Consider the following 25924-nt stretch of genomic DNA (forward strand, 5'->3'; position numbering starts at 1 on the left):
CCGTTTAGCCATCTATTATTAAGCACTTAACAATACGTACTATAAGGAATAACAGTGCGATACATTCTTTTATTACTTTTATCATTTTCCGCATTTGCTGAGCTAGACGTGACTGAAAAAACAAGCAGCTATCCTGTCATCGCAGATAGCGTAACAGACTTAAAAGCAGCGTTAGATGCGGCTTCACCCGCTAAAAAAGACGATAAAGTGGTGCATGCGAATACGGCCTATGAGATCGATTATCAATTTAGATTTAGTAGCCGCTCACGTGTGTGTGAAGTAAATAAAGTAACCACTACATTGGATTTGCAATACACCTTACCAAAACTCGATAGTCAAAATGATGAGGTTAAAAAGGTGTGGTCAAAATGGTTTCCTAATTTGGCGCAATATCAACATCAAAAAGGTGAGTTAGTCAGAGCCGCCGCCCAGTCTTTGGATGATCAACTTTCACACATGCCAGAGGTAGGAAAATGTCAGAAACTAAAGAGTCAGGCTGATGAGTTGGCGGCCAAAGTGAAAAATGAATTAGCGACTCAACTAAGACTGCTCGATCAAAAAACGGAATTTGGCCGCACAGAGCATGCGTGGCTCAACGATCATTTGCAGTAATTCAGCACGCCACGTCACTCGGTGACGTGGTTTCTCTTGAACACGTACTTAGTTGTTCGACTTAACGTTAACAATAACATCAGAAACAAGGCCTCGATTGTCCAACTGACTACCAATGCAAACACGACGGAACTGATTAACGCCTCGGAATCAAGCTGTATTTGTGGGGTGTAATTGTTATAAACCTGCTTCGAAATACTCAATATTGGGGATTTCACTAAATGAATGTATGGGTGCAGGTTAAAGTCTTCTAAGGCCGATTCTAGTTCCTTTTCACGCTCAAGTAGCAAGGCTAGGTTTTCACCGCCTTTGGCGTAAACCGGGTCGCTACTCTTTTGATAGTGCGCCAATAACTCTTCCAACGAGCCGTCAAAGAATCGCTGTGCATCTCGCGCAAAAGGCACCATGTTTAATTGTGCTTCAGAATAGGCACTTCTGAGGGCGTGCCCATAATCGTTTTTAAATCCGGGTACTTGTAGACCAACCAAAGCAGCGATAAAAAATACAGACAGTCTCAGGTAGTTACGGCACCACCTAACAAAGTTGAACATCATAAACAAAACTTACGGAACAGTGATTGATGTTTCCAGTGTGTCATCGATGGCTATAAATTGCGAGGGCGCTAAACCTACATCCTCGATGTGCTGGCGGTAACGTCCGCGCAAAATATCAACTCGTTGCACGAATGCTTCTGTTTGTTTAAATGGAGGAACACCCCCGTAATACACCACATTACTGGGGCCAGCATTGTATGCAGCGGCAGCGAGTTTACTATTGCCTTTAAAGCGCTTTAAGAGCGATGCCAAATAAGCTGCACCCGCAGCGATATTGGTGCTGGGATTCATAAGGGTCATCCAAATTGAACTCTTTAATGAGCAGTGGCATCAACTGCATGAGCCCTTTGGCGCCTCTTTCAGATTCTGCTTTGGGGTTGAATCCCGACTCCGCATGCACAATGGCTTTGAGTAGAGCCAAATCTATCCCATGTTCCAGCGCGGCTGAACGCAATTGTTCATGATACTTGTCAGGATGCAGGGGAGTGCGGCGCCAGTCTGCTAATTCTAAATCGCATTCGTCACATTTTAATTTGATTATCTCAAAGCCACTGACTTTGGGTTTTACATCCGTGAATACAGGCACCCCGTCTTCATTGAGGTAATGATAGACGGTGGTTTGTGCGCATAGGGGAAAGGAGGAGCCAAACAACAAGATAATAGCCACAGTGGCTTGATTTCTAAGCAACAAGGACATTGTCTTTACCATGGCATCCTCTCGGTTTTTGACCCATGTTAAAGACTAGCACAAACTCATAAAATAGGATGAGAAAACAGTGTACATAAATGTAAACTGTCTTCTCTTCAATGAGTTAAATTGAATAATTTTTACATCTGAAAATCGTAAATTGAACCTAACGCCATAATCTGTGTTAATTCATCCAACGCTTGATAGCTTTCACAAATTAGCTGTGGGTCGCGCAGGTCGTCCAGCGTTAACCTGTCTCTGTAGTGTTTTTCCACCCAGTTTGTAAGCGCCAAGTACAATGGCTCATCTAACAAACACTGCGGGTTTACGCTAGCGAGCTCAGTTTGATTTAACACCGCGCGTAGACGAAGACAGGCAGGACCACCACCATTTTGCATGCTTTGCTTTAAGTCTACGTAATGAACTTTCTCGAGCACGTTTTGTGCGACCAAGTGTTGTAAGTATTGATTGACCTTGTCAATACGTTGGCATTCGCCAGGGGCGATAAGCGCAAAACCACCACTGTTGAGGGTAATTAGTTGGCTATTGAATAAATAGCTGCCGATAGCATCATCAATACTCACTTGGTCGTTTGTTACTTGTGTGACAATAAGTTCTTCACCCTGACTTACATTTGCGAACGCTTCTTTGATATGGCTAAGGGTCTGGCTTTGATTCACAAAGGCTTGTTCATGGCAAAATAGCATGCGTTCATTACCCACAGCGATAACATCATTGTGAAACACACCTTGGTCTATGACATCGGGGTTTTGCTGTACAAACAACGATTGTTGTACGTCAATTTGATGTAACCGCGCCACGGCTTCAGATGCTTCTTTGGTATGGCGTGCTGGATATTTGCTCGGTGCTGGAGCATCAAGATTGAATGCTTCTCGCCCGTACACAAATAAGTGCAAACCTTTATCGCCATGACGTGAGCAAAGACGAGTGTGATTTGCAGCGCCTTCATCTGCAAAATAGTCATGCATCGGCAGGGCGTTATGATGACTAAAGCACTCTTCATCTGCAAAGGTGGCTTTGAGAATCTTAGATGTCAGTGTTGATTCAATCGAACGATGTAATTTATTACTTAAGTTTGCAGCAGTGAAATGTACTTTACCATCATTAGAATCTGTGGATGGACATACTGTTGCAGCGTTTGCTGTCCACATTGCTGAAGAAGAAAAGCTGCTACTAACTAATACTGGGTTATATGCGAATGCTTTTTCAACCACTTGGCTATCTGTGCCAGAAAACCCCAGATTTCGCAAAAGATGCAGTGCTGGGCGGGCATGGGGGGCAATCACGCCCTGCTGTAAACCCAAGTCACTCAGCATTTTCATTTTTGCTAGACCCTGCAGGGCCGCAGATTTGGGATTGGAAGGTTGGCTTGCAAATCGAGCAGAGGCTACGTTGCCAAAGGATAGGCCCGCATAATTGTGAGTTGGGCCAACTAGGCCATCAAAATTTACTTCTTTATACGACATATGTTTCTCTGTGTGGTCCGTCTAAAAGGATGGAGAACATCGCTGTTCAGGTGACCTGATGAGCGAGTGCCAATTCAATTCGCTGCAATTCATCCAGCAGGCTCTTGCGTTTTTGTGCCAATGAGCGCCTCTTGCTAGCGTGCTGACGAATGGTTTTATAAATGTAACGCTTAGACAAATGCGTACGCTCTGATGCTTCGGTCACTGTCATCTTATGTGTTAATAACAGTGGTAATAGGGACGATAGTTCATTCATGGTAATCACCTCGATTGGGAAATTCATGGATTTGCCAGGTATCTATGTCCAAGTGCCACAGCAAATAGAGGGTATCTAGAATATTTTTCATGATTGTGTTCCTTTGACCTATTGCGGGTGCGTAGAAGCAGAAGGAAGTTTTATGCCATTTATTTAAAGTTAATAAAAAACAGTTAGTTAAAGTGTTTTTTGAATTTTAAAGTGTATTGCAAGCACTATTTTGGTGAGGAATATTTGTGCTCTGCACAGATTTGGACTTTAGTTTGAATTGCTTTATAACAGTTTAAATGTACCTGTATAAAGTCCAAAAGGTAAGTGATCCGTCCACTTTGATGTTCCTGTTTAGGGGTCAAAGTTGGCACTTATCCTGCTGAGTAACTGAAGTGGATATCCGAAGCCAATGAAAATAGGGAGAAATGACACTTTATTGCACCATTTTGGAGCAATCAATGCACTGTCATATAGCATCCATAATTCACTGCTAGGCTTATTCACAATACTTTGCAAGCACACCGATTTGCTGAGCAGTATCCATAGCACATTGATGTGGCGGTCAAATACACAACCATTGTTTGGAGCCCAACTATGCTAAAAAAGCGCTTTTTTAAAACCAAAGAAGAAGCCGAAGTAACATTTGAATATGCACACCCAGATGCACAGGCGGTGCAACTAGTTGCTGAGTTTAATGAGTGGCAACCTGTTGAAATGCAGTATTCAAAGAAGGATCAAACCTTCAGAACTAAGTTACGCCTACCTAAAGACAGCGAATTTCACTTTCGCTATTTAATTAATGACGAACAATGGGATAACGATCACAAAGCTGATGCTTATGTTGCTAATGGTTTTGGCAGCGACAATAGCGTTGTATCAACATTCGCGAGTTAGTGAGAAGCCATGGATGTATTTTCACAAGCCTGCTTTCTTATGGGAGTAGGCTATGAATACACGAGCTACGATGGTCAGTTGATGCACTTCGACGAAGAGGTTCGCCGTAAAGCATTGGCTGCAATGGCCATCGACGCAAATGATATTCCAGCGTTGAATGCGCTAAATTTTGAACTTGATGCACAACCATGGACACGCCTTGTAGATGACATAACGCTCGTACAACAAGATATGCCAGTTTTGACCGTTAAAGTGAGTGAGTCAGACTATAACAATGCGTCTGCAAATATTTCGCTGACACTCGATGATCAAAAGTAAGCGTTGGCAATGGCCGCTATCACAAGGCGTGATTAGCGGTGATTATGTTATTAATGAGCAGCGTTATTTGCGACTTCAATTTGCAATCGATTTCAATGAATTACCTGTTGGCATTTACGATGCAAGAGTAAAGTTGGGAACACATGCCACCCACACGCAACTATGGTGGGTACCTAAGCACGCATACGACGTACCGTTCACCGATAAAAAGCACTTGGGTATTTCATGTGGTTTGTACACCATCGCCAGTGAACAAGGAGTGGGTATCGGCGATTTTCAAGACCTTGCGCTTATGCTGCAAACTGCTGCAAAAGATGGAATTGATTATGTGTTGCTAAACCCTTTGCATTTATTGGATACCGACGACACTGCAGCAGTCAGCCCATACAGCCCAGTCAGTCGGTTACTGCTTCATCCATTATATATCTCGGTGTTGTTAAGTGATGATTGTGACGATGACTTAAAAGAACGCCATTGCCAAGCGCATGCGCAATATCGCGATGCAAATTACGGGCACTGGTTAAATTACGACGCAGTGTATGCGTTGAAATGGCCTTTGTTGCAGCAGCTATATCGCAACTTTTGTGACTGTGCCAGCGCCCAACGTCGAGAACAGTTCGATCATTTTAAATTCCAGCATGCGACTGCATTGGCGTCATTACCCACAGGAAGTGGTGATTTTGAACAGTATCTACAATGGCAAGCTTGGCAGCAGCGTAAATATTGCCAAGAGACTGCGTTACGTTGTGGGATGAAAATAGGGCTAATCAACGACCTTGCTGTTGGCGTGACCCGTAGTTCGGGTGAGTTCGAGAATTTCGCACCGCAATTCACTGAGGGAGCTGAAATTGGCGCGCCACCGGATCCATTTGCACGTCATGGACAGAACTGGGGAATGCCCGCATTGCACCCTAAACGTATTGCCCATAAGCAGTTCGCCTATTTTCGCAGTTTACTTGGGGCCAATATGAAGGATGTGGGGGCGCTGCGCATCGACCACGTTATGGCTCTTCGGCGAGTGTGGTGGTGCCTCAGTGAAAACCAAGGGTGTTATGTCTACTACCCATTCGATCATCTATTGAGCGCTGTGAAGATTTTGAGCCACCAGCATCAGTGCGCCATTATTGGTGAAGATTTGGGTGTCGTACCTCATGAAGTACGAGACGCATTAGCGCAGAGTCATATCGCCTCGAATACGGTGTATTACTTTTGCCAAGACCATGACGCATTTATTGAGCCCGATCAGCTAAGACAACTGACCCTACTAATGATTAGTAACCATGATTTACCGCCTTTCGCGAGTTGGTGGTTGGGTGGAGATGTTGACCAAGGTTTGGCGCTGAATTTGTTAACTCAGGCTCAAGTGACCCAGCTAAAAGATGAACGTATCGTTGTGCAGCAGCGATTAATTACCTTTTTAAACAAACACGGTTTCGACGTGAATCTGCAAACGCGCAGTGACGTTATCTATGAAGCTTTGTGTTGTGTGTTAGCACAATCACCGTGTGTCCTCTTTACGCTGCAATTAGATGACTTAGATGGTCAACAGGTAGCGCTGAACGTCCCTGGTACCGACAAAGAATATCCAAATTGGCGGCGTCAATTATCGCAGCATGCAAAGCGCATAATCAGTGGACACAGCGAGTTATTAAAAGAATTAAATAGGCATAGAAATGGTTGATTCTTCAACAGTAAAAATTAAGCAACCAGCGCTAGACAACGCAGTTGAGGCGCTGGAACGCGCAGAAGTCGGTGAACCAAGAAATTTACTTGGACATCAATGTATTGACGAACAATGGTATATCCTCGCGTTTAAGCCCGGGGCTGAAAAGCTAGATATAGTCATGGGCACCCAATTACACCAAGCACAGCGCTATAAGAATACTGCGCTTTTTGTTCTACCGGTGGAAAAAGAATTTAAGCAATACGAATTAGTTGCCACGTATCCCCACAGCACAGTACGCACTTTTGATGCCTTTAGTTTGCCCTTGGGATTGAGTGCAGATGACTTGTATTACTTTCGCCAAGGGGAAGACCAACACGCACAACAACACTTCGGTGCGCATCCAATGACCATTGATGGCATCACCGGAGTGCGCTTTAGTGTTTGGGCACCCAATGCTAAAGCGGTCAGCGTGTTCGGTGATTTTAATCACTGGGATAAGAGACAGCACCCATTAACACGACTTGATGACAGTGGTGTATGGGCCATATTTATCCCTGACGTACAAACAGGCAGTCGTTATAAATATCACCTTGTCAGTGCGATTGGAGAAGTGTTGGAAAAGGCCGACCCTTATGGGTTTGCTGCTGAAAGACCGCCGGCGACCGCTTCTATCGTGGTCAATCAACAACACTCAGTCGAACTTACTCAGCAAGATTACGCGCAGCGCGAAAAACGCAATGCCATTGACGCTGCCATCAGTATTTATGAAGTGCATCTTGGGTCTTGGCGTCGCAAAGCGGGCAACGAGTATTTGAGTTATCGTGACCTCGCTCACGAGTTGATCCCGTATGCAAAAGACATGGGCTTTACGCATATTCAAGTAATGCCGGTGTGTGAATTTCCATTTGATGGCTCTTGGGGTTACCAGTGTGTAGGCCTATTTGCGCCCACCGCACGATTTGGCACCCCAGACGACTTTGCTTATTTTTGTCAGCAATGCCGCGATGCCGGACTCGGTTTGTTAATAGATTGGGTGCCTGGACATTTCCCAAGCGACCCGCACGGTTTAGCACGATTTGATGGCACACATCTGTATGAACACGCAGATAAGCGCCAAGGCTTTCATCCTGACTGGAATACCTATATCTATAATTACGACCGTCAAGAAGTGCGCTCTTTCTTGGTCTCTAATGCGAACTATTGGCTTGAGCAGTACGCAGTCGACGGTTTACGCGTCGATGCGGTGGCATCCATGCTCTATCTCGATTACAGCCGTCAAAGTGGCCAGTGGCTGCCCAATAAATACGGCGGCCGAGAAAACTTGGGGGCGATAGGGTGTTTGCAGCAAGTGAACAGCGTGTGTTACGCCCGCAATCAGGGAGTGATGATGGTTGCGGAAGAGTCTACCGCGTGGCCTGGTGTAACCCAACCTGTCGATGGCGGCGGGTTAGGCTTTGGCTACAAGTGGAATATGGGTTGGATGAATGACTCATTAAAATACATGCAGCTGGATCCGATTTATAAAAAGTACCACCATCATGAAATGACATTCTCACTAGTGTATGCATTTAGTGAAAACTATGTATTGCCACTTAGTCATGATGAAGTGGTGCACGGTAAAGGGTCACTGGTAAATAAAATGCCCGGCGACATGTGGCAAAAATGCGCAAACTTACGTGCGTACTTTGGCTTTATGTGGGCTCATCCAGGTAAGAAATTACTCTTTATGGGGGGCGAATTTGCTCAGGTGGCGGAATGGAATCATGACCAATCGTTAGATTGGCATCTACTCGAGTTTGATAGCCATCAAGGTGTGCAAAAGTGGGTGAAGGCGCTGAACAACACCTATCGCACATATCGCGCTTTGTTTGAAAATGATGCGAATGATCAAGGCTTTAATTGGTTAGATGGAAACAATACTGAGCACAGTATCTACAGCTTTACCCGTATTTCCAAAGACCAAAACCAACACGTAATTCAAGTGGTTAACTTCACGCCAACGGTCCACCATGAATATCGTTTAGGCGTGCCGCATGCAGGCAAATACACGGTATTGCTTAATAGTGATCATGCTCAATTTGGCGGCAGTGACGTACATGTTGTTGGCGATGAGGCTGGTGTGATTGAAGCGCAGGCGCAGCCTTGGCATGGGCAAACGCACTCTATTGTCTTGACTATTCCTCCTTTGGCATCTGTGTATTTGCTGTGGGAGCAAGACGGTGAGTAGTTGGACTGCCAGAGCAGGGCATACAAGCAAAATGGGCGCTACGGTTAATGACATGGGCGTGAATTTTTGTTTGTTTGCTCAACACGCCCAGCACGTTTATGTGTGTTTGTATGACCACAGTGGTCACTCAGAAATAGCGCGTATAGCTTTGTTTAAAGCAGAAGCGGGCCTGTGGCATGTGCAAATTGATGGTATTAGAAAAGGGCAGTTGTATGGCTACCGAGTGGCTGGTGAGTTTTCGCCGAGTGACGGGCACTTGTACAACATTCATAAGTTCTTAATTGATCCATATAGCTATGCGCTCCACGGTGAGTTTGAAACCAGTTCACGCCATCAAGTGATGGACGAAATGGGGAAATTATGCCCATTAGATAATGCCCACTTAATGCCAAAGTCTGTGGTGGCGGATTACACCCCATATAGTGCGCAAAGGCCTAATATTTCTTGGGCTGATACTGTTCTATACGAATGTCATGTCAAAGGTTGGTCTGCTCGCCATGGTGATATTGATACCGTGCACCGGGGCACGTATGCAGCATTGGGGAGTGAGGCATTTATCAGCCATGTTAAGGCCTTAGGTGTGACTGCCGTGGAACTGATGCCAGTGCATGAATTCATCAGCGAGCCATTTTTAGCCCCTTTGCAGCTCAGTAATTACTGGGGTTATAACACCTTAAGTTTCTTCGCACCGCACCGAGGATACAGCTCAAGAGAACATGCGATGGATGTCATCACCGAGTTTAAGACCATGGTCAACAAATTACATGAGCATGGTTTAGAGGTGATCATTGATGTGGTTTACAACCACACCTGTGAAGGGGCATTGCATGGACCGAGTTGTCATTTTCGCGGCATAGACAACGCCAGTTACTACCGCTTAGATAAGCAAGGTCATTACATTAACGACACAGGATGTGGCAACACCGTCGCCATTGAAAATCCTCATGTATTGCGCTTGGTGCTAGATAGCTTGCGTTATTGGTACGAAGTTATGGGAGTGGATGGATTTCGCTTCGATTTAGGGGCGATCTTGGGGCGCGATAAACACGGTTTTAACGCTCGCCACGCTTTCTTTCAATGCCTTGCTCAAGATCCTGTATTAAGTAACGCTAAACTTATAGCGGAGCCGTGGGATATTGGCCCAGGCGGGTATCAGCTGGGTGGTTTTAGTGCGCCTTGGCGAGAATGGAATGACCAATATCGTGATGTCGTGCGTCGATTCTGGCGTGGTGATAACGATATGTTAGGCGTCTTGGCCAAACGCTTACACGGCTCTGCAGATATCTTCAAAACCCGCGCACCCAGCAGCACGATTAACTTTGTGGTGAGCCATGATGGTTATACCTTGGCGGATCTTGTCAGTTATGAGCAGAAGCACAATGAAGCCAATGGCGAGCATAATCGCGATGGTCATAACGCTAATTTCAGTTTTAACTTTGGTGTGGAGGGCATCAGCTCTGATCTCGAAATTAAATCGCTCAGAGTAAAAGCACAGAAGAATCTGTTGCTCAGCTTATTGCTATCTAAAGGTGTGCCAATGCTCAGCGCTGGCAGTGAGATGGCGCACTCTCAAGGAGGAAACAACAACGCTTATTGCCAAGACAACGCCATCAGTTGGTTATCTTGGAATGATGTGAGTACTTATCACCCATTATCGCTATTTATTAGTGACTTACAGCGTATTAGAAGCGCATTTTCAATCTTTAAATATGATCAGTATGTGCACGATGACGATCCGCGCTTTGACCTTGGCTGGTATCGCCCAGATGGCTCCCCCATGCAAAGTAGCGATTGGCACGATGCAAAATTACATACGTTGATCCACACCATAGTTGATAAACACACAAATAAGCATGTGTGTTTGGTATTGCATCGCGCTAACCAAACTCAAGTCATTGCGCTGCCCAAATTAGAACAGCAAACCTTTAGCCATTGGCATTTGCTGTTAGGCAGTGATGACTCCGTCAATACACATGCAAGCACCGCTCAAGCGCCTTTGCAACCGAGCGACACAATCACACTGACCCCATGCAGTAGTTGGGTGTTTAGTAATGTTCAATGGCACCAAGTAACAGGATAGAAACGATGACCACACGTACTGTATGCCATCCAGTAGATTGGCAAGACGCGCCATTATTGGACACACAAACGCTAGCAGATGATCTAGCAAGACATTTTCACTACACCTTAGGTCGCGATAAAGTTGGGGAATCACAGCATTACCTGTATCAAGCGTTGGCACTGACCATCCGTGACCGTCTGGTAGCGCGCATGCGTCAAACACGAGAATCAAATGCAAACAAACGCTCTGTCGCCTATTTGTCGTTAGAGTTTTTGATCGGCCGTAGTTTAAACAACGCCATCTTAAACTTAGAGATGGAAGCGGAAGTAAAAGAAGCCCTTGCAAATTATTGCGCCGAACTCGAACGTGTTGGCGAAGCAGAACACGATGCCGGACTCGGGAACGGTGGTTTGGGGCGTTTAGCTGCGTGTTTCTTAGATAGCTGCGCGGCGATGGCGTTACCAGTGACAGGTTATGGTATTCGCTATGAATACGGCATGTTCAACCAACGTATCGAAAATGGCTACCAAATTGAACAACCTGATCATTGGCTGCACGAAGGCCATCCTTGGGAGTTGCCAGCACCAGATAAAACAGTGCGGGTTAAATTTTTTGGTCATGTTGATGTGCATAAAGACCCCGCAGGACGTTTGCACCGTGTGTGGGTTGATACCCATGATGTCTTCGCGGTGCCATACGATGTGCCTGTACCTGGGTGTGGCAATGATGTCGTTAACACGCTTCGTTTATGGAAAAGTGAAGCGACCGATGAGTTCGATTTGAGCGAATTTAATGCCGGTGGCTACGCCGAAGCCGTCGCGAAAAAGAATTTGGCAGAGCAAATCTCCATGGTCTTGTATCCGAATGATTCGTCGGAGAATGGTAAAGAGCTGCGTTTACGTCAGCAATACTTCCTGTGTAGTGCATCGTTACAAGACCGAATTAATCGTTGGATTTCGATAAACGGCGAAGATTTTAGTGAGTTCGCTGATTATCACGTGTTCCAACTGAATGATACGCACCCGAGCATCGCTGTAGCGGAGTTAATGCGTTTGCTGGTGGATGAACATCAGCTCGATTGGGACAAAGCGTGGGAAATTACGACTAAAACCATGGCGTACACGAACCATACTTTGCTGCCAGAAGCGCTCGAACGTTGGTCAGTAGCTCTGTTCCAGCGTTTACTGCCGCGTTTGATGGAAATCATCTATGAAATAAACGCTCGCTTTTTAGTCGAAGTGGCAAAGAAGTGGCCTGGATGCAGCGACAAGCAACGCGATTTGTCACTGATAGAAGAGGGTGACTATCCGCAAGTACGCATGGCTTATTTGGCAATTGTGGGGAGTTATTCTGTTAATGGCGTTGCGGCATTACACAGCCAGTTACTACGCGAACAATTATTCAAAGACTTCTATGAACTGTGGCCTGATAAATTTAACAACAAAACCAACGGGGTTACGCCAAGACGTTGGTTAGCGCACTGCAACCCGAAATTAGCTGAGCTGATTAACAGCAAAATTGGCGATCATTGGGTGAAAGACTTTGCCGAGATCAGCCAGTTACGCCGTTATTACGATGATAAGTCCTTACTAAAGGACTGGGCTCAAGTTAAATACGAGAATAAGCAAAAGTTATGCGAATTGGTTGAAAAACAATGTGCCGTAACCTTTGACCCAGAGATGATGTTTGATGTGCAAGTAAAGCGTATACACGAATACAAACGTCAGCTACTCAATATTCTCCACGTGATTCACCTTTATCGTCGTATTTGTGATGGTGATACGCAGGGCATGGTGCCACGTTGTGTGCTCATTGGCGGTAAAGCTGCGCCGGGTTATGACATGGCTAAGCAGATCATCAAACTCATTTGCAACGTCGCACATACCATTAATGACGATCCTAAGGCTCAGCCTTGGTTACGTGTGGCATTTTTGCCCAACTACAACGTGACCGCTATGGAAACGATTTGCCCCGCTGCAGATTTGTCGGAACAAATCTCAACCGCCGGTAAAGAAGCTTCGGGCACGGGCAATATGAAGTTCATGATGAATGGTGCGTTGACGATCGGCACACTCGATGGCGCCAATGTGGAAATGCTCGAAGCGCTTGGCGGAGAACACTTCTTTGTGTTCGGTGCCCAAGTGGACGAAGTTGATGCCATTCGCGCAAATTACGACGCAATGAAAATCATCAACAATGATAAAAACTTAAGCGCGGTGATTGCACTGATTGAAAGCGGTCATTTCAACTTGTGTGAACCTGGCATATTCAATCCAATCGTCAACGTTTTGAAATCAAATTCAGATCCTTGGCTGACGTGTTACGACTTTGCTTCTTATTGCGATGCACAAGAAAAGGTCGCAACAGCCTATCAGGACAAAAATCAATGGACGCAAATGAGCGTGCTGAACACCGCAGCGTCTGGACCATTTTCGAGCGATCGCACTATTGCTCAATACAGCCAAGAAATTTGGCAGCTACAACACACTATGAACAGCCAAGGAGAATAATATGCCAAGTTATGCAAACCGTTACATCAGTACCTTAACGCGTGACACCTACGCGCTGATTTTGGCTGGTGGTCGTGGTTCGAGATTGCATGAATTAACTGATTGGCGGGCAAAGCCAGCGGTCTACTTCGGCGGTAAACACCGTATTATCGACTTCCCGCTATCAAACTGTATTAATTCGGGAATTAGGCGTGTTGGCGTGGCAACCCAATACAAATCACACTCACTGATTCGTCACGTTAACCGTGCTTGGGGTCACTTTAAGAAAGAGCTAGGTGAGTCGGTGGAAATTTTGCCAGCATCTCAGCGTTATGGTGACGATTGGTACTGTGGCACCGCGGATGCAGTATTCCAAAACATGGATATCATCCGTCACGAACTACCGCGTTATGTCATGATTCTGTCCGGTGACCACGTATATCGAATGGACTACGGTGCGTTACTTGCGAAACACGTAGAAACAGGCGCAGATATGACAGTGTGCTGTATCGAAGTTGATACCGACGTTGCTGCTGGCGCGTTCGGCGTTATGACAGTAGATGAAGAGAATCGTGTACGCCGTTTTGACGAAAAGCCAGACCAGCCAAATGAGATCCCCGGAAAGGAAGGGCGTTGCTTAGCATCGATGGGTAATTATGTATTCAATACAGAGTTCCTTTTCGAGCAACTTAAGCGAGACGCACAAACTGAAGGCTCTGGACGCGATTTTGGTCATGACATTATTCCGGCAATTATCGACAAGCATAAAGTGTTTGCGTTCCCGTTCACCGAGCCAAGCCACAACGGCGTCGAAAACTCAGCTGATACACAGCCATATTGGCGAGATGTAGGTACGTTAGATTCATTCTGGGAAGCGAATATGGAGTTGGTATCACCGGAACCAAAACTCGATTTATACGACCCAACATGGCCAATATGGACGTATCAGGAGCAATTACCCCCTGCAAAATTCATTTTTGACGATGAAGATAGACGAGGGATGGCAGTAGACTCTACGGTGTCAGGTGGTTGCATCATCTCTGGTTCGACAGTACGCAAATCTTTGTTGTTCTCGAACGTCTATGTGCACTCATTCTGTGAAATTGAAGAGTCAGTTATTTTGCCTGGTGCGAAGATTCAGCGTAACTGCATTATCAAACGCGCTATTATCGACCGTAGTTGCCAAATACCAGAAGGGTTACACATCGGTGTTGACCATGAACAGGACAGAGCAAACGGCTTCAGAGTTTCGAAAAATGGCATCGTTTTGGTTACGCGTGATATGCTCACAGCGTTAGCAGAGAAAAGATAACCCATTTTAGATGTGAGCGTGATAACAAATGAGTGCAGTATTATTTGTCAGTGCTGAAAGTAGCAGCATTAAAGGCGCGAAAGTAGGTGGAGTGGCAGATGTTGTCGGCGATGTTTCGCTAGCACTTGCCGCTCTGGGTAGCGAAGTGCACGTGGTGTTACCTCACTATCAAAGCCTAGAACTCGAACAACAAACATTGTGCGCGCAGGTCAACGTTAATTTTGCATCCTGTGAATTACGATTAGATGTTGTTCGCGTATTGCAACGTGATGGGGTGACCCATTACGTGATCAGTCACCCTTGGTTAAACAGTGAAAGCGTTTACTTTGATGACACCGATGGCCGTCCTTTCGCGGGTGATGCCAGTAAATTTGCACTGTTTTCGCTAGCAGTGGCCGAAGCGATTTCAACGGGTGTATTTGGTGATTTATCTGTCATTCACTTACATGATTGGCATGCGGCGTCTTTAGCTGTGTTAAGAGCGTATGCGCCACAATATCAAAAGTTACAAGCGATAAAAGCTGTGTACACGGTGCACAATCTTGCGCTACAGGGGACGCGCCCATTTAGTGGTGACGACTCGTCGTTACAACATTGGTACCCTTGGTTGGGTTACGATGGTCAGCGAATTTGTGACAGGCATTTTGCTCATTGCTATAACCCGATGCGCGCAGCACTGCAGTTATGTGACAAAGTGCATGTGGTTTCACCCACTTATGTTGAAGAAGTTATGCAGCCAAGCGATCACCAGCGAGGGTTTATCGGTGGTGAAGGGTTGGAGTTGGACTTGCAGCAAGCCCATCAACAAGGGCGGCTAGTGGGCATCTTAAATGGCTGTGATTATGACAAGTCTTTGCCTGAATATACTTTGGAGTCACTTTGGCAACTTAGTGAGGAAGCGTTAATCCAGTGGTTCAGTGCAAAACCTGTTTTGCAGAGCAATCACTACATTGCTCATCTGCTATCACAAAATTGGCATAAGCAAGACATAAGTCCATGGCTTTGCTCTGTTGGGCGTATTACCCACCAAAAAGTGGCGTTATTAGCCCAGCGTTATCAAGGCAAGCTCGTTATCGACCATATCTTGGAATTACTCAATAAATATGGCAAAACCTTTGTCATGTTGGGCTCGGGAGATGCTCATTACGAACAGTTATTCAATAGGGCGATGGGTAAACATACCAACTTCCTATTTTATAATGGCTTTGCTTTAGAGTTGGGGGATGCAATTTACCAATTAGGTGAATTGTTCTTTATGCCTAGCTCATTCGAGCCTTGTGGTATAAGCCAAATGCTCGCAATGAGAAGTGGTACCGCGTGTTTAGTACATGGTGTTGGCGGCCTTAAAGATACGGTGTTTGATCAACACAATGGCTTTGTTTTTGAAGGCGCCTCAGTGGATGCGCAATTAGAAGCAATGCTGGCTAAATTAGAACAAGCCCTCGTCATGGCTCAAGATGAGCCAGCACAATGGCAACAATTGAGTAATGAGGCTAAGAGCAGCCGTTATACATGGAAAGCTGCTGCCCAAGCGTACATCGAACATCTCTACTCATAAACTACATTACTTTAAAAGAGGTCGACATTGTCATTGTCGGCCTCTGTATCTATGTTGTTTAGCAAGCCGTCATTGAGTAAATCATCAAAAAAGTGCATCTGATCTCGACCATTATTTTTAGCGTAATACAAAGCTTTGTCCGCGTTTTCGAGCACACTGATAGGAAAATCATAGGGGCTAATTTTAGCCATGCCAACGCTCACCGTAAGCTGATCGACGAATGGAAAGGGTGTTGAACGGATATGCTCCATAAAAGTCGTCATTTTTTCTTTAATATCTGCCTGTAGACAGGGTTCAAAGATCATTACAAACTCTTCACCACCGAAACGGAAGATAAGGTCCGACGCGCGAAAGAAGCTGCGCATTTGCTGAGCAAGAATCAGTAACACTTCGTCTCCACAAACATGGCCATAGCTATCATTAACTTGCTTAAAATGATCTATGTCTACCATTGCTAACCAAGAGCAGCTTTCGGGGTGGCGTTTACGCGCATTTTTATCTTTGGCAATTGCCTTTCTACTTAACACCTGCTTTTCAAGTAACTGTTTGAATTTACTTTCAAAAGTTTGCCGATTTAACAGGCCGGTTAGTTTGTCACGCTCATTTTCGTTAAGAATCGTAAGGTAGTTTTCATAGATTCGACAAAACGCATTGAGTAGCACTTGTTGACTCGAATTCAGAGGCTTACTCACAATTTTGATAGCAACTATCGGTTTATCGAAAATGGATATGGGAAGCCAGCGTTGTTCGATACCGTCATTGCTTTGCACCGTGATAATACAGGCAGATTGTAAACAAGAAATAAGTTCGGGCTCGGGTTCCTGAACGAAGCAATTGTCTTCCCATTGATAGCGCTTTTCATCACTAAAATGCAACACCAAGCTGCGCTCAATGATGCGTTGCCCAGAGTCTTGCATATCTTTAAATACGGCAATTTCTTTGCACTGTATGAATTCATGTAACGTAGTAACAAGCGAATATTCTAAGGAGTTTACATCACGCGTCTTAGTGAGTTTAATAACCGAATTAAGTAGATCTTCTTGCATGTACCTCAGCCTTTTCGCGCTAAACACTTAATCAAATATAGCAGTAACTATAATAGTTACAGTGAATTATAGTAGAGATAAGCGTTTGTGCTTTTTGAGTGATCGTTATTTTGTTGGCGAATAGTGTGGAGTCTACATAGGGTAACAGGAGACGTTAAAAAGGTGATAGGGAGGCATAAAAAAACCTGCACTGGGCAGGTTTTTATCAAACTCTTAAAGGTGACTAGCCATTTTCTGAGGCGTATTGCTTACATGCTTCAACGTCCACACATTCGCCATAAAGGTATAAAGAATGGTTTGTCAGTTTAATACCATTGGTATCAGCAATTTCAATTTGACGGCGTTCAATTAAATCATCTTCGAATTCGATAACGCGACCACACTTTAAGCACACGAGGTGGTCGTGGTGCGTTGAACCTGACAATTCAAATACTGATTTACCGCCTTCGAAATGATGGCGCGTTACGATACCGGCATCATCGAATTGGTTCAATACACGATAAACCGTTGCAAGACCGATCTCTTCGCTATTATCAAGCAGGATTTTGTAGACATCTTCAGCACTGATATGTTGGTTATCAGGTGACTGTAGAATCTCTAGTATTTTGATCCGTGGAAGTGTGACCTTCAGGCCTGCTTTTTTAAGCTCTAGATTATGTTCAGTCATTCAACTTGTTCTCAATTATATTTTTTTTTGCACTTCGACGATTACAGTCGAGCGCTCGACGCATTTAAAAATTAAGAATAACGTGCTTAAGTGTCAAGTGTAAAGGCAAGTTACACCTGAGCGCTCAAGTATTAGTCTTCTAGCTCAGAGAGGCACATTTCTTCGTGAATTTGTGCACACCATTGCTTAACGCGTTGCTCAGTTAATTCTGGTTGTCTATCTTCGTCGATACCTAGACCAACAAAGTGATCATCATCAGCGAGACCTTTTGATGCTTCGAAGTCATAACCATCTGTAGACCAGTGACCTACAACAATCGCACCGCGCTCTGTGATGATGTCGTTAACCATACCCATGGCATCAAGGAAATATTCGGCATAATCTTCTTGGTCACCACAACCAAAAATAGCGCAAAGCTTGCCGTCAAAATCGATTTCTTCTAGCTCTGGGAAAAAGTCGTCCCAATCACATTGAGCTTCACCGTAGTACCAAGTTGGGATACCAAACAGTAGCAGGTCAAATTCTGCAATTTCTTCTTTACTGCTTTTTGCAATGTCGTGCACAGCAACCAATTTTTTGCCGAGCTCTTTTTGGATCATTTTCGCAACGTGTTCAGTGTTACCCGTGTCGCTACCAAAAAATATACCTACACTTGCCATGAATAAATAACCTTTTAAGTATCAATAGCCAATCGTTCTTGCAAAATGGTTTCAATCAGCGCACTACGGCTAATATTTTGCGCATCCGCCATATCATTCAACGCCTGATATAACTCTGATGAAACTTTAAATTCTACGCGTTTCAACCCACGCGCTTTGTCACGCTTGAGTTGATTACGCTTATTAACTTTTAACTGTAACTCCCTAGGGAGTGGGTTTGTTTTTGGACGTCCCGGACGTCGCTCAGACTCGAATAAATCGAGTGTAGTTCTATCTAGCTCTGACTTGGCCATGGTTATCCCACACCTGCTCCTTGCCAAAACACCTGAATCAGGCCCTTTGCTATAAAACCGGAGCAACCTAAAAACAACACTAGCCAAACTACATAACGACCAAATTTAGGCACATCGCCTTTTTTCAGTACGTCTTGAATTGCCATGCCGATGAAAAAAAAGATTCCAGCAAGGCCAAAATATAACCCAAGGGTATCGAGTCCAGTGATAAATTGGTCGACCATTTACTGCTACCTATTTGTAAAACGGCGCGTAGTGTAGCACATTAAATCTGAATAATTTAGGCAATAATGTGCTTTTGCACCTCAACATTATAGCCCTGCCAGCGCTATAAAATATTGATATGGATTAACGTGTTAAAAAATCACCGATGGATTTATTAACTGCTGCGGGTTTTTGAGCATGTAGCCAATGACCTGCACCTTGTATAACCTTCGCTTTTGCATTAGGGAACAAAGTAGAAATAACGTCACGATGTTCACTAAGAATATAATCGGAATCAGCGCCTTTAATGAAAAGTGTATCACATAAACAAGAATCATTTACAGTTGGCTGAGCGAGAATATTGCCATATTGTTGACTAAGGACCGGTAGGTTAAATAGCCAAAATAAGGTTCCATCAGCTGATTTTGCCAAACTTTTAGCAAGAAATTGGCGTACTCCAGGTTCATTTATGAATTGGCTCATGATGTCATCAGCTTGACTACGTGACGTGATGTGCGCGGCAGCGACTGCGTTTAGCGCGCTAATTATCGCATCGTGTCGAGCGTGGTAGCTGACTGGCGCGATATCCATAACCACTAACTTATCTACTCTGTCTTGGTGGTGCAGGGCGACTTGCATGGCAATTTTTCCGCCCATTGAATGGCCAACTAAATGGGCTTTTGCTATTCCAAGGTCATCCATCAAGGCGACAATATCTTGAGCCATTACATCGTAATTCATAGTGTCACTGTGAAACGATTTACCATGGTTACGCACATCGACATTGATGACATGAAACATGTCACTCAGTGGCCTGGCAACCACTTTTAAGTTATCAAGTGAGCCAAATAGTCCATGAATCACTATGACTGTTTTCGCTTGAGGAGGTTCAAGACCACTGATTTGATAATTCAATAACATTGATAGCGCCGACATAATCTTATAAAGGTGGCAATTGTGCCCGAGATACGCTGTTTTTGGCAACTGGCGTTAAACACTCAAAAATTTCATCTTTTTACCTGTACCCTTATGTTGTACGCCCTAGCTTATTCAGGTAACTTGGGTATAATTCTGCATTGCATGAAAGACATGGCAGTAACGACAGGAATATCATGAAAAAAATAGAAATAGACGACGAGCTATATCAATACATCGCCAGTAATACGCAAAGCATTGGCGAAAGTGCTTCCACCATCTTACGTCGTTTATTGAATCTGCAAAGTGCAGACGCCTCTGTGTCTGCCCCTGCAAAGGTTGACGAACCTCAACCAGTGCAAGAAGAGTCACAAGAATCTGTACCAGTGTTACAAGAACAGTCAAAGCCCGTACCGCAATCTCAAGGATTCGTTTTCGACATCCTTAATAAAGAAGAATTGGCGATGCAAAAAGGGGTAGTGGGTCGTTTCTTATTTATTCTTGCTGCATTTCACCGTAGTCATAAAAATACCTTTGATAGTGTGTTAAACATTAAAGGCCGTGACCGCCGTTATTTTGCTACAAGCAAAGAAGAGCTTCAGGCAAGTGGTAGCAGTTTAAATCCTAAGAACATTGATGACAGCCCTTATTGGGTAATGACGAACTCTAATACGACGCGCAAGAAAATGATGTTGCACGAGGTAGCTTTAGAGTTGGGTTACTCAAAAGAACAAGCAGAGATTATTCGCGACTATTTATAAGGAGCCATGCATGGCCGTACACCCAAACGCAGGAAAACCAGCACATCAGTCTCAACTTGTGAATATTCCCAAGTTGATGAGTGCGTATTATCTTCATGAACCTGATGTTGAACAAAATCCAGAGCACCGAGTTGCATTCGGTACATCTGGTCACCGTGGGTGTTCTTTAAATACGCAGTTTAACGAATCACATATCCTTGCGATTACTCAGGCCATTTGTGATTACCGTAAACAAAACAATATCTTTGGCCCTTTATTTTTAGGTAAAGATACACATGCTTTATCAGAAGCAGCCTTTAATTCAGCGGTTGAAGTATTGGTTGCGAACGAAGTCCAAGTAATTACCCAAGAAGAGGGCGATTATTCACCCACACCTGTGATAAGCCATGCGGTGGTATCTCATAATCGCGATAATCCCAACGAGCTAGCAGATGGTATTGTGATCACGCCGTCTCACAATCCACCTGAGGATGGCGGTTTCAAATACAATCCACCAAATGGTGGTCCAGCAGACACGGATGTAACCAAATGGATTGAAGACCGTGCCAACAAACTGCTTACTGAAGATTTAGTCGAAGTAGAATTGTTTCCGTATGTCAAAGCGATTCGCTCGGGCTTCATCAAATATGCCGATTTAAAAACACCTTATGTTGTTGATTTAGTTAATGTTGTTGATATGCATGCGATTGCAAAGTCGGGCATTAGCCTCGGTATCGACCCGCTTGGTGGTTCAGGAATCAACTTTTGGCCAGTCATTGCCAAAGAGTATGATTTGAACTTAACCGTGGTGAATGATGAAGTAGACCCGCGTTTTGCCTTTATGCCTTTGGATAAAGACGGCAAAATCCGCATGGACTGTTCTTCGCCTTACGCTATGACCAATCTTATCGGTTTGAAAGACCGTTTTGATATTGGTATTGGCAATGACCCTGATTTTGACCGTCACGGCATTGTTACTAAAGATGGGTTAATGAATCCAAACCATTTCCTTGCGGTGGCGATTGATTACCTAACGACACATCGAGATTGGGGCAAAGACGTCAAAGTGGGTAAAACACTCGTTTCTAGCGCCATTATCGATAAAGTGGTGGCAAGCCACGGCAAAGAACTTGTTGAAGTACCTGTTGGTATGAAGTGGTTTGTAGATGGCCTTGCCGATAACAGTATTTGTTTTGGTGGTGAAGAAAGTGCAGGGGCAACATTCCTACGTATGGATGGCACAACCTGGTGTACTGACAAAGACGGCTTTATCATGGGCCTATTAGCGGCAGAAATATTGGCAGTGACTGGTAAATCACCTTCACAGTACTATCAAGACTTGGTTGCGAAGTTTGGCTCGCCGCTGTATAAGCGCATTGACGCACCGGCCAATGCACAGCAAAAGAACAAGCTTAAAGCACTTAGCGCCGATGACATCACCGCGACAGAACTAGCGGGCGATAAGATTATTGCTAAGCTGACTCATGCACCGGGTAATGGTGCGGCAATTGGCGGTTTAAAGGTTGTTACTGAGAATGGCTGGTTTGCAGCGCGACCTTCAGGCACTGAAGATATTTATAAGATCTATTTTGAGTCATTCAAAGGTGAAACTCACCTAGATGAACTTGAAAAAGCGGCAGTTGAGCTTGTTAATAGCGCCATCGCTTAATGCATTGAATTTATAAAAACCAGTCTGCGGACTGGTTTTTTTCTATCTTTATTTTATTCCTCTTTCGTTTTAACGCTCTCACAAAGGAATTATATGTATTTACAACGTTTAATAGACACTGGTGATTTCCTTTCAATTACCCGAGAAAATGAATTCGATCTGCCTGCAGAGCAGTTCACCCTTGATAATGGCACTATTGTAAAGGTCCTTGACACTGGGGTTATCGAGTTCACGCCCGCACAATTTGGCAATAAAGACTTCGTGTTTTCCAGTGCCGTGCATGGCAATGAGACTGCGCCAATCGAAATATGTGACGAGCTAATCAAAGACATTATCTTAGGTGATATAGAGCTACGACATCGTGTTTTGTTCATCTTTGGCAATCCAAAGTCTATTAATATTGGTGAACGTTTTGTTGATGAAAACCTAAACCGCTTATTCTGTGGTAAACACAGCTTGGGTGGCGTGACTAACCCAGAGCGAGACAGAGCGAAAAATCTAGAACAGTACGTGGAGCAATTCTTTAGCGCGAAAGGACAAGGGCGCTACCGCGCACATTATGATTTGCACACGGCAATTCGTGATTCAAAAAATGAGAAATTCGCTGTTTATCCGTTTTTACACGGTCAACCGCACAAGCGCGAGCAATTGCAGTTCTTGTTGAGCTGCGGTGTGCAAACTGTGTTACTAATGGCTGAGCCAGCATCTACTTTTAGTTATTTTTCTTCTTTTACTTTTGGCGCCGACGCATTCACGATTGAATTAGGTAAGGTACGTCCGTTCGGTGAGAACGATATGACGCGCTTTGCCCAAGCGAAGCAAACATTAACTGCATTGGTCACTCAAGATGACGTTGTTTATCCAGAGCTTAACGAATCAGATGTAGAATTGTTTTCTGTTTATCGCACCATTAACCGCACCAATGAAGACTTCTCATTTACGTTCGCTGACAACGTACCTAACTTCACAGGCTTTTCGAAAGGCGCATTACTAGGGCAAGACGGTGGTGAAGAAATACGCGCTGAAGTTGAAGGTGAAGCAATTATTTTCCCTAATGCTAACGTGGCACTAGGACAGCGTGCGTTGCTCACAGTTACTCCTACCAAACTCACGGATGATTTCATCTGATCCGACCACTTTGCCTCGTAATTGTATTTATTTTCAATAGGTTACGAGGCGTACACGCAACTTGCCACCCCATGGTTATGAATGATGCAATAATTCAGCTATCATTAGTTGAATAAGCCTTTACGTTGACGTAAAGTGGCGGCAGCATAATTTAAGCTAGGCGTGAACTGTAGAAATATTATTCTACAAATGAGCTACAATTGGATTGTTTATTACTTATTCAAGTGTGTTCAAAAAGTAACAATAACAAATCCACGCCCAGCGACATGACAACAAGAGAAGGGAAGGTTATGACTAACCCCAATAATGTTTCGTTGAACATCAGTCACGAACTTGCGTTTATTGATTCGCACGCGCTCAACATTCCAACTTACCGTGTTCTTAACGAACAAGGCGAGTTGGCACAAGGCGCAACATTACCAGAAATTGATAAAACTACCGCACTTAGAATTTACGACACGATGCGTTTTATCCGCGCGTTAGATGAGCGTATGCAAGCTGCACAGCGTCAAGGTCGAGTTAGCTTCTACATGCAATGTCTAGGTGAGGAAGCAGCTGTCACTGCAAGTGCTGCTGCGTTGGATGACGCTGATATGATTATGGCGCAGTACCGTGAACAAGCAGCGCTACGCTATCGCGGTTTTACACTCGAACAATTCATGAATCAGATGTTCTCAAACGAACTCGATTTGGGTAAAGGTCGTCAAATGCCGATTCACTACGGCTCTCGCGAACTGAATTACATGACGATCTCTTCGCCACTAGGTACACAAATTCCTCAGGCAAGTGGTTATGCATATGGCCAGAAGATCAAACACATTGATAAATCGACGGGCGAGCTTGCAAGCACAATCGATAACATCACTATTTGCTACTTCGGTGAAGGCGCTGCGTCAGAAGGTGATTTTCACGCTGGTATGAACATGGCAGCTGTGCATAAATCTCCTGTTATCTTCTTCGCCCGTAATAATGGTTATGCAATTTCAACGCCTGCAGAGGAACAATTTGCTGGTGACGGTATCGCTTCACGTGGTGTGGGTTATGGCATTAAGACCATTCGTGTAGACGGTGGTGATGCGCTTGCTGTATACGCAGCAACAAAAACAGCGCGTGAACATGCTACGACAACGGGTGAGCCAGTGCTTATCGAATCAATTGCATATCGCCTAGGTGCGCACTCTACATCTGACGACCCGAGTGGTTATCGTTCTAAAGATGAAGAAGCAAGCTTCCGTGAAAACTGCCCAGTTCAGCGCTTTCGCAACTGGTTGCTAGCACAAGGCTGGCTAGACGAAAAAGAAGACGAGCAAACAAAGGATAAAATCCGCGAGCAAATTCTTGATGCACTTAAAGTAGCTGAAAAAGTGGCTAAGCCTGCTCTTGAAGAGTTGGTAAGTGACGTATACGACACGCCAATTCCAAGCTTGCAAGCCCAATACGAGCAACTTAAAGAACACATCAAGAAATACCCAGATGCGTATCCGATAACAGCAGGGAGAATCAAATAATGAAAACAATGAACATGCTCCACGCTATTAACTCTGCGTTGGATATCACCATGGCCGAAAATGACCATGCGTGTATCTTCGGTGAAGATGTGGGTTATTTTGGCGGTGTATTCCGCGCAACGTCTGGTCTGCAAGAAAAATACGGTAAGCACCGCGTGTTTAATACACCGCTAACTGAACAAGGTATTGCTGGTTTCGCTAACGGCCTTGCCGCGTTTGGTGCACCAGCGATTGCAGAAATTCAATTTGCTGATTATATCTTCCCGGCATTTGACCAAATCGTGAATGAATCTGCCAAGTTCCGTTACCGCAGTGGTAATGAGTTCAACGTGGGTAACTTGACCATTCGTACACCATATGGTGGCGGTATTGCCGGTGGTTTGTACCACTCGCAATCTCCAGAAGCGTACTTTGCCCATACCCCTGGTCTGAAAATTGTTGTACCACGCGATCCGTATCAAGCAAAAGGCTTGTTGCGCGCGGCGATTAAAGACGATAACCCAGTGATATTCTTTGAACCTAAGCGTTTATACCGTGCATCTGTAGGCGAAGTACCAGAAGAAGATTACACAATCGAATTGGGTAAAGCTGAAGTTGTACAAGAAGGTAAAGACATTACTGTGCTTGCTTGGGGTGCACAGATGGAAATTATCAGTGCGGCCGCTGAAAAAGCTAAAGAACAGGGCATTAGTGTTGAATTAATTGACCTGCGTAGCATTTTGCCATGGGACGTTGAAACCGTAGCCCAATCTGTGAAGAAAACAGGCCGCTTGGTAGTGAGCCATGAAGCGCCTATTACTAATGGATTTGGTGCTGAGATTGTAGCGACGATTCAGCAAGAATGTTTCTTGCACCTAGAAGCACCAATAGCACGTGTGTGTGGTCTGGATACGCCTTATCCGCTTGCACTAGAAAAAGAATACATCCCTGATGCCTTGAAAGTATTTGAGGCCATCAAGAACGCAGTTGAGTTTTAAGGGG

At 44.6% G+C, this 25924-nt stretch carries 25 protein-coding genes; 14 read left to right on the forward strand and 11 right to left on the reverse strand.

Annotated features, from left to right (window positions below; genetic code table 11):
- Positions 1-54: 54 nt before the first annotated feature.
- A complete protein-coding gene (locus ACH19P_RS09145; protein ID WP_462158281.1) occupies positions 55-612 on the forward strand; it encodes a DUF922 domain-containing protein in 558 nt (185 codons plus the stop codon).
- A 14-nt stretch (positions 613-626) separates the two neighbouring features.
- Here ACH19P_RS09145 and ACH19P_RS09150 read toward each other — a convergent pair whose 3' ends face one another.
- From ACH19P_RS09150 to ACH19P_RS09170, 5 genes are all read right to left on the reverse strand, one after another.
- A complete protein-coding gene (locus ACH19P_RS09150; protein WP_462158282.1) occupies positions 627-1166 on the reverse strand; it encodes a DUF2937 family protein in 540 nt (179 codons plus the stop codon).
- A gap of 9 nt (positions 1167-1175) precedes the next feature.
- Complete coding sequence (locus ACH19P_RS09155) at positions 1176-1418, reverse strand: hypothetical protein (RefSeq protein WP_462158283.1); 243 nt, start codon at positions 1416-1418, stop codon at positions 1176-1178.
- Entirely contained in the window at positions 1393-1875 is a 483-nt protein-coding gene (locus tag ACH19P_RS09160; protein ID WP_462158284.1) for a transglycosylase SLT domain-containing protein, read from the reverse strand. The genes ACH19P_RS09155 and ACH19P_RS09160 overlap by 26 nt, the downstream gene beginning before the upstream one ends.
- 119 nt (positions 1876-1994) lie before the next feature.
- Positions 1995-3341, reverse strand: a complete 1347-nt coding sequence (gene astB / locus ACH19P_RS09165; protein WP_462158285.1) for an N-succinylarginine dihydrolase — start codon at positions 3339-3341, stop codon at positions 1995-1997.
- Between the two features lie 46 nt (positions 3342-3387).
- Positions 3388-3597 carry a hypothetical protein gene (locus ACH19P_RS09170; protein ID WP_462158286.1) on the reverse strand — a complete coding sequence of 70 codons (210 nt, stop codon included), beginning with the start codon at positions 3595-3597 and terminating at the stop codon, positions 3388-3390.
- A 585-nt stretch (positions 3598-4182) separates the two neighbouring features.
- On the opposite strand from ACH19P_RS09170, the gene ACH19P_RS09175 reads away from it, so the two are divergent.
- From ACH19P_RS09175 to ACH19P_RS09210, 8 genes are read left to right on the forward strand one after another with little or no spacing between them, the layout of a single operon-like run.
- Entirely contained in the window at positions 4183-4482 is a 300-nt protein-coding gene (locus ACH19P_RS09175) for an isoamylase early set domain-containing protein (RefSeq protein WP_462158287.1), read from the forward strand.
- Positions 4483-4491: 9 nt separating this feature from the next.
- Positions 4492-4800 carry a hypothetical protein gene (locus tag ACH19P_RS09180; protein ID WP_462158288.1) on the forward strand — a complete coding sequence of 103 codons (309 nt, stop codon included), beginning with the start codon at positions 4492-4494 and terminating at the stop codon, positions 4798-4800.
- The gene (gene malQ / locus ACH19P_RS09185; protein WP_462158289.1) at positions 4787-6481 is read left to right on the forward strand and encodes a 4-alpha-glucanotransferase; all 1695 of its coding nucleotides are present in this window, start codon (positions 4787-4789) and stop codon (positions 6479-6481) included. The genes ACH19P_RS09180 and malQ overlap by 14 nt, the downstream gene beginning before the upstream one ends.
- On the forward strand, positions 6474-8693 hold the full coding sequence (gene glgB / locus ACH19P_RS09190; RefSeq protein WP_462158290.1) for a 1,4-alpha-glucan branching protein GlgB: 2220 nt from the start codon (positions 6474-6476) through the stop codon (positions 8691-8693). Before malQ ends, glgB begins: the two co-directional genes overlap by 8 nt.
- Positions 8686-10773, forward strand: a complete 2088-nt coding sequence (gene glgX / locus ACH19P_RS09195) for a glycogen debranching protein GlgX (RefSeq protein WP_462158291.1) — start codon at positions 8686-8688, stop codon at positions 10771-10773. The genes glgB and glgX overlap by 8 nt, the downstream gene beginning before the upstream one ends.
- Positions 10774-10778: 5 nt before the next feature.
- Complete coding sequence (locus ACH19P_RS09200; RefSeq protein WP_462158292.1) at positions 10779-13265, forward strand: glycogen/starch/alpha-glucan phosphorylase; 2487 nt, start codon at positions 10779-10781, stop codon at positions 13263-13265.
- 1 nt (position 13266) lies between these two features.
- On the forward strand, positions 13267-14556 hold the full coding sequence (gene glgC / locus ACH19P_RS09205; RefSeq protein WP_462158293.1) for a glucose-1-phosphate adenylyltransferase: 1290 nt from the start codon (positions 13267-13269) through the stop codon (positions 14554-14556).
- Between the two features lie 28 nt (positions 14557-14584).
- Complete coding sequence (locus tag ACH19P_RS09210; protein ID WP_462158294.1) at positions 14585-16114, forward strand: glycogen synthase; 1530 nt, start codon at positions 14585-14587, stop codon at positions 16112-16114.
- Between the two features lie 11 nt (positions 16115-16125).
- Here the strand turns inward: ACH19P_RS09210 and ACH19P_RS09215 are convergent, their stop codons facing one another.
- The 6 genes from ACH19P_RS09215 to ACH19P_RS09240 all read right to left on the reverse strand — a co-directional run bounded on the left by ACH19P_RS09215 (position 16126) and on the right by ACH19P_RS09240 (position 19904).
- Positions 16126-17160 (reverse strand): GGDEF domain-containing protein, encoded by a 1035-nt coding sequence (locus tag ACH19P_RS09215; protein ID WP_462158295.1) that lies wholly within the window; start codon positions 17158-17160, stop codon positions 16126-16128.
- Positions 17161-17383: 223 nt separating this feature from the next.
- Positions 17384-17827, reverse strand: a complete 444-nt coding sequence (gene fur, locus ACH19P_RS09220; protein WP_462158296.1) for a ferric iron uptake transcriptional regulator — start codon at positions 17825-17827, stop codon at positions 17384-17386.
- A gap of 131 nt (positions 17828-17958) precedes the next feature.
- Positions 17959-18486 carry a flavodoxin FldA gene (gene fldA / locus ACH19P_RS09225; RefSeq protein WP_462158297.1) on the reverse strand — a complete coding sequence of 176 codons (528 nt, stop codon included), beginning with the start codon at positions 18484-18486 and terminating at the stop codon, positions 17959-17961.
- A gap of 14 nt (positions 18487-18500) precedes the next feature.
- On the reverse strand, positions 18501-18779 hold the full coding sequence (gene ybfE, locus ACH19P_RS09230) for a LexA regulated protein (RefSeq protein ID WP_462158298.1): 279 nt from the start codon (positions 18777-18779) through the stop codon (positions 18501-18503).
- Positions 18780-18781: 2 nt separating this feature from the next.
- The gene (locus ACH19P_RS09235; protein ID WP_347389474.1) at positions 18782-19003 is read right to left on the reverse strand and encodes a DUF2788 domain-containing protein; all 222 of its coding nucleotides are present in this window, start codon (positions 19001-19003) and stop codon (positions 18782-18784) included.
- A 124-nt stretch (positions 19004-19127) separates the two neighbouring features.
- Positions 19128-19904: an alpha/beta fold hydrolase gene (locus ACH19P_RS09240; protein WP_462158299.1), complete on the reverse strand. Its 777-nt coding sequence runs from the start codon at positions 19902-19904 to the stop codon at positions 19128-19130.
- Between the two features lie 191 nt (positions 19905-20095).
- Here ACH19P_RS09240 and seqA point away from each other — a divergent pair, with 191 nt between their 5' ends.
- The 5 genes from seqA to ACH19P_RS09265 all read left to right on the forward strand — a co-directional run bounded on the left by seqA (position 20096) and on the right by ACH19P_RS09265 (position 25920).
- Entirely contained in the window at positions 20096-20659 is a 564-nt protein-coding gene (seqA, locus tag ACH19P_RS09245; RefSeq protein WP_462158300.1) for a replication initiation negative regulator SeqA, read from the forward strand.
- A gap of 10 nt (positions 20660-20669) precedes the next feature.
- Complete coding sequence (gene pgm / locus ACH19P_RS09250; RefSeq protein ID WP_462158301.1) at positions 20670-22307, forward strand: phosphoglucomutase (alpha-D-glucose-1,6-bisphosphate-dependent); 1638 nt, start codon at positions 20670-20672, stop codon at positions 22305-22307.
- A gap of 93 nt (positions 22308-22400) precedes the next feature.
- The gene (gene astE, locus ACH19P_RS09255; protein WP_462158302.1) at positions 22401-23435 is read left to right on the forward strand and encodes a succinylglutamate desuccinylase; all 1035 of its coding nucleotides are present in this window, start codon (positions 22401-22403) and stop codon (positions 23433-23435) included.
- A gap of 290 nt (positions 23436-23725) precedes the next feature.
- Positions 23726-24943 (forward strand): thiamine pyrophosphate-dependent dehydrogenase E1 component subunit alpha, encoded by a 1218-nt coding sequence (locus ACH19P_RS09260; RefSeq protein ID WP_462158303.1) that lies wholly within the window; start codon positions 23726-23728, stop codon positions 24941-24943.
- The gene (locus tag ACH19P_RS09265) at positions 24943-25920 is read left to right on the forward strand and encodes a transketolase C-terminal domain-containing protein (protein ID WP_462158304.1); all 978 of its coding nucleotides are present in this window, start codon (positions 24943-24945) and stop codon (positions 25918-25920) included. Before ACH19P_RS09260 ends, ACH19P_RS09265 begins: the two co-directional genes overlap by 1 nt.
- The last annotated feature ends 4 nt before the right edge of the window (positions 25921-25924 follow it).

Source organism: Pseudoalteromonas sp. GB56 (genome assembly GCF_054923835.1).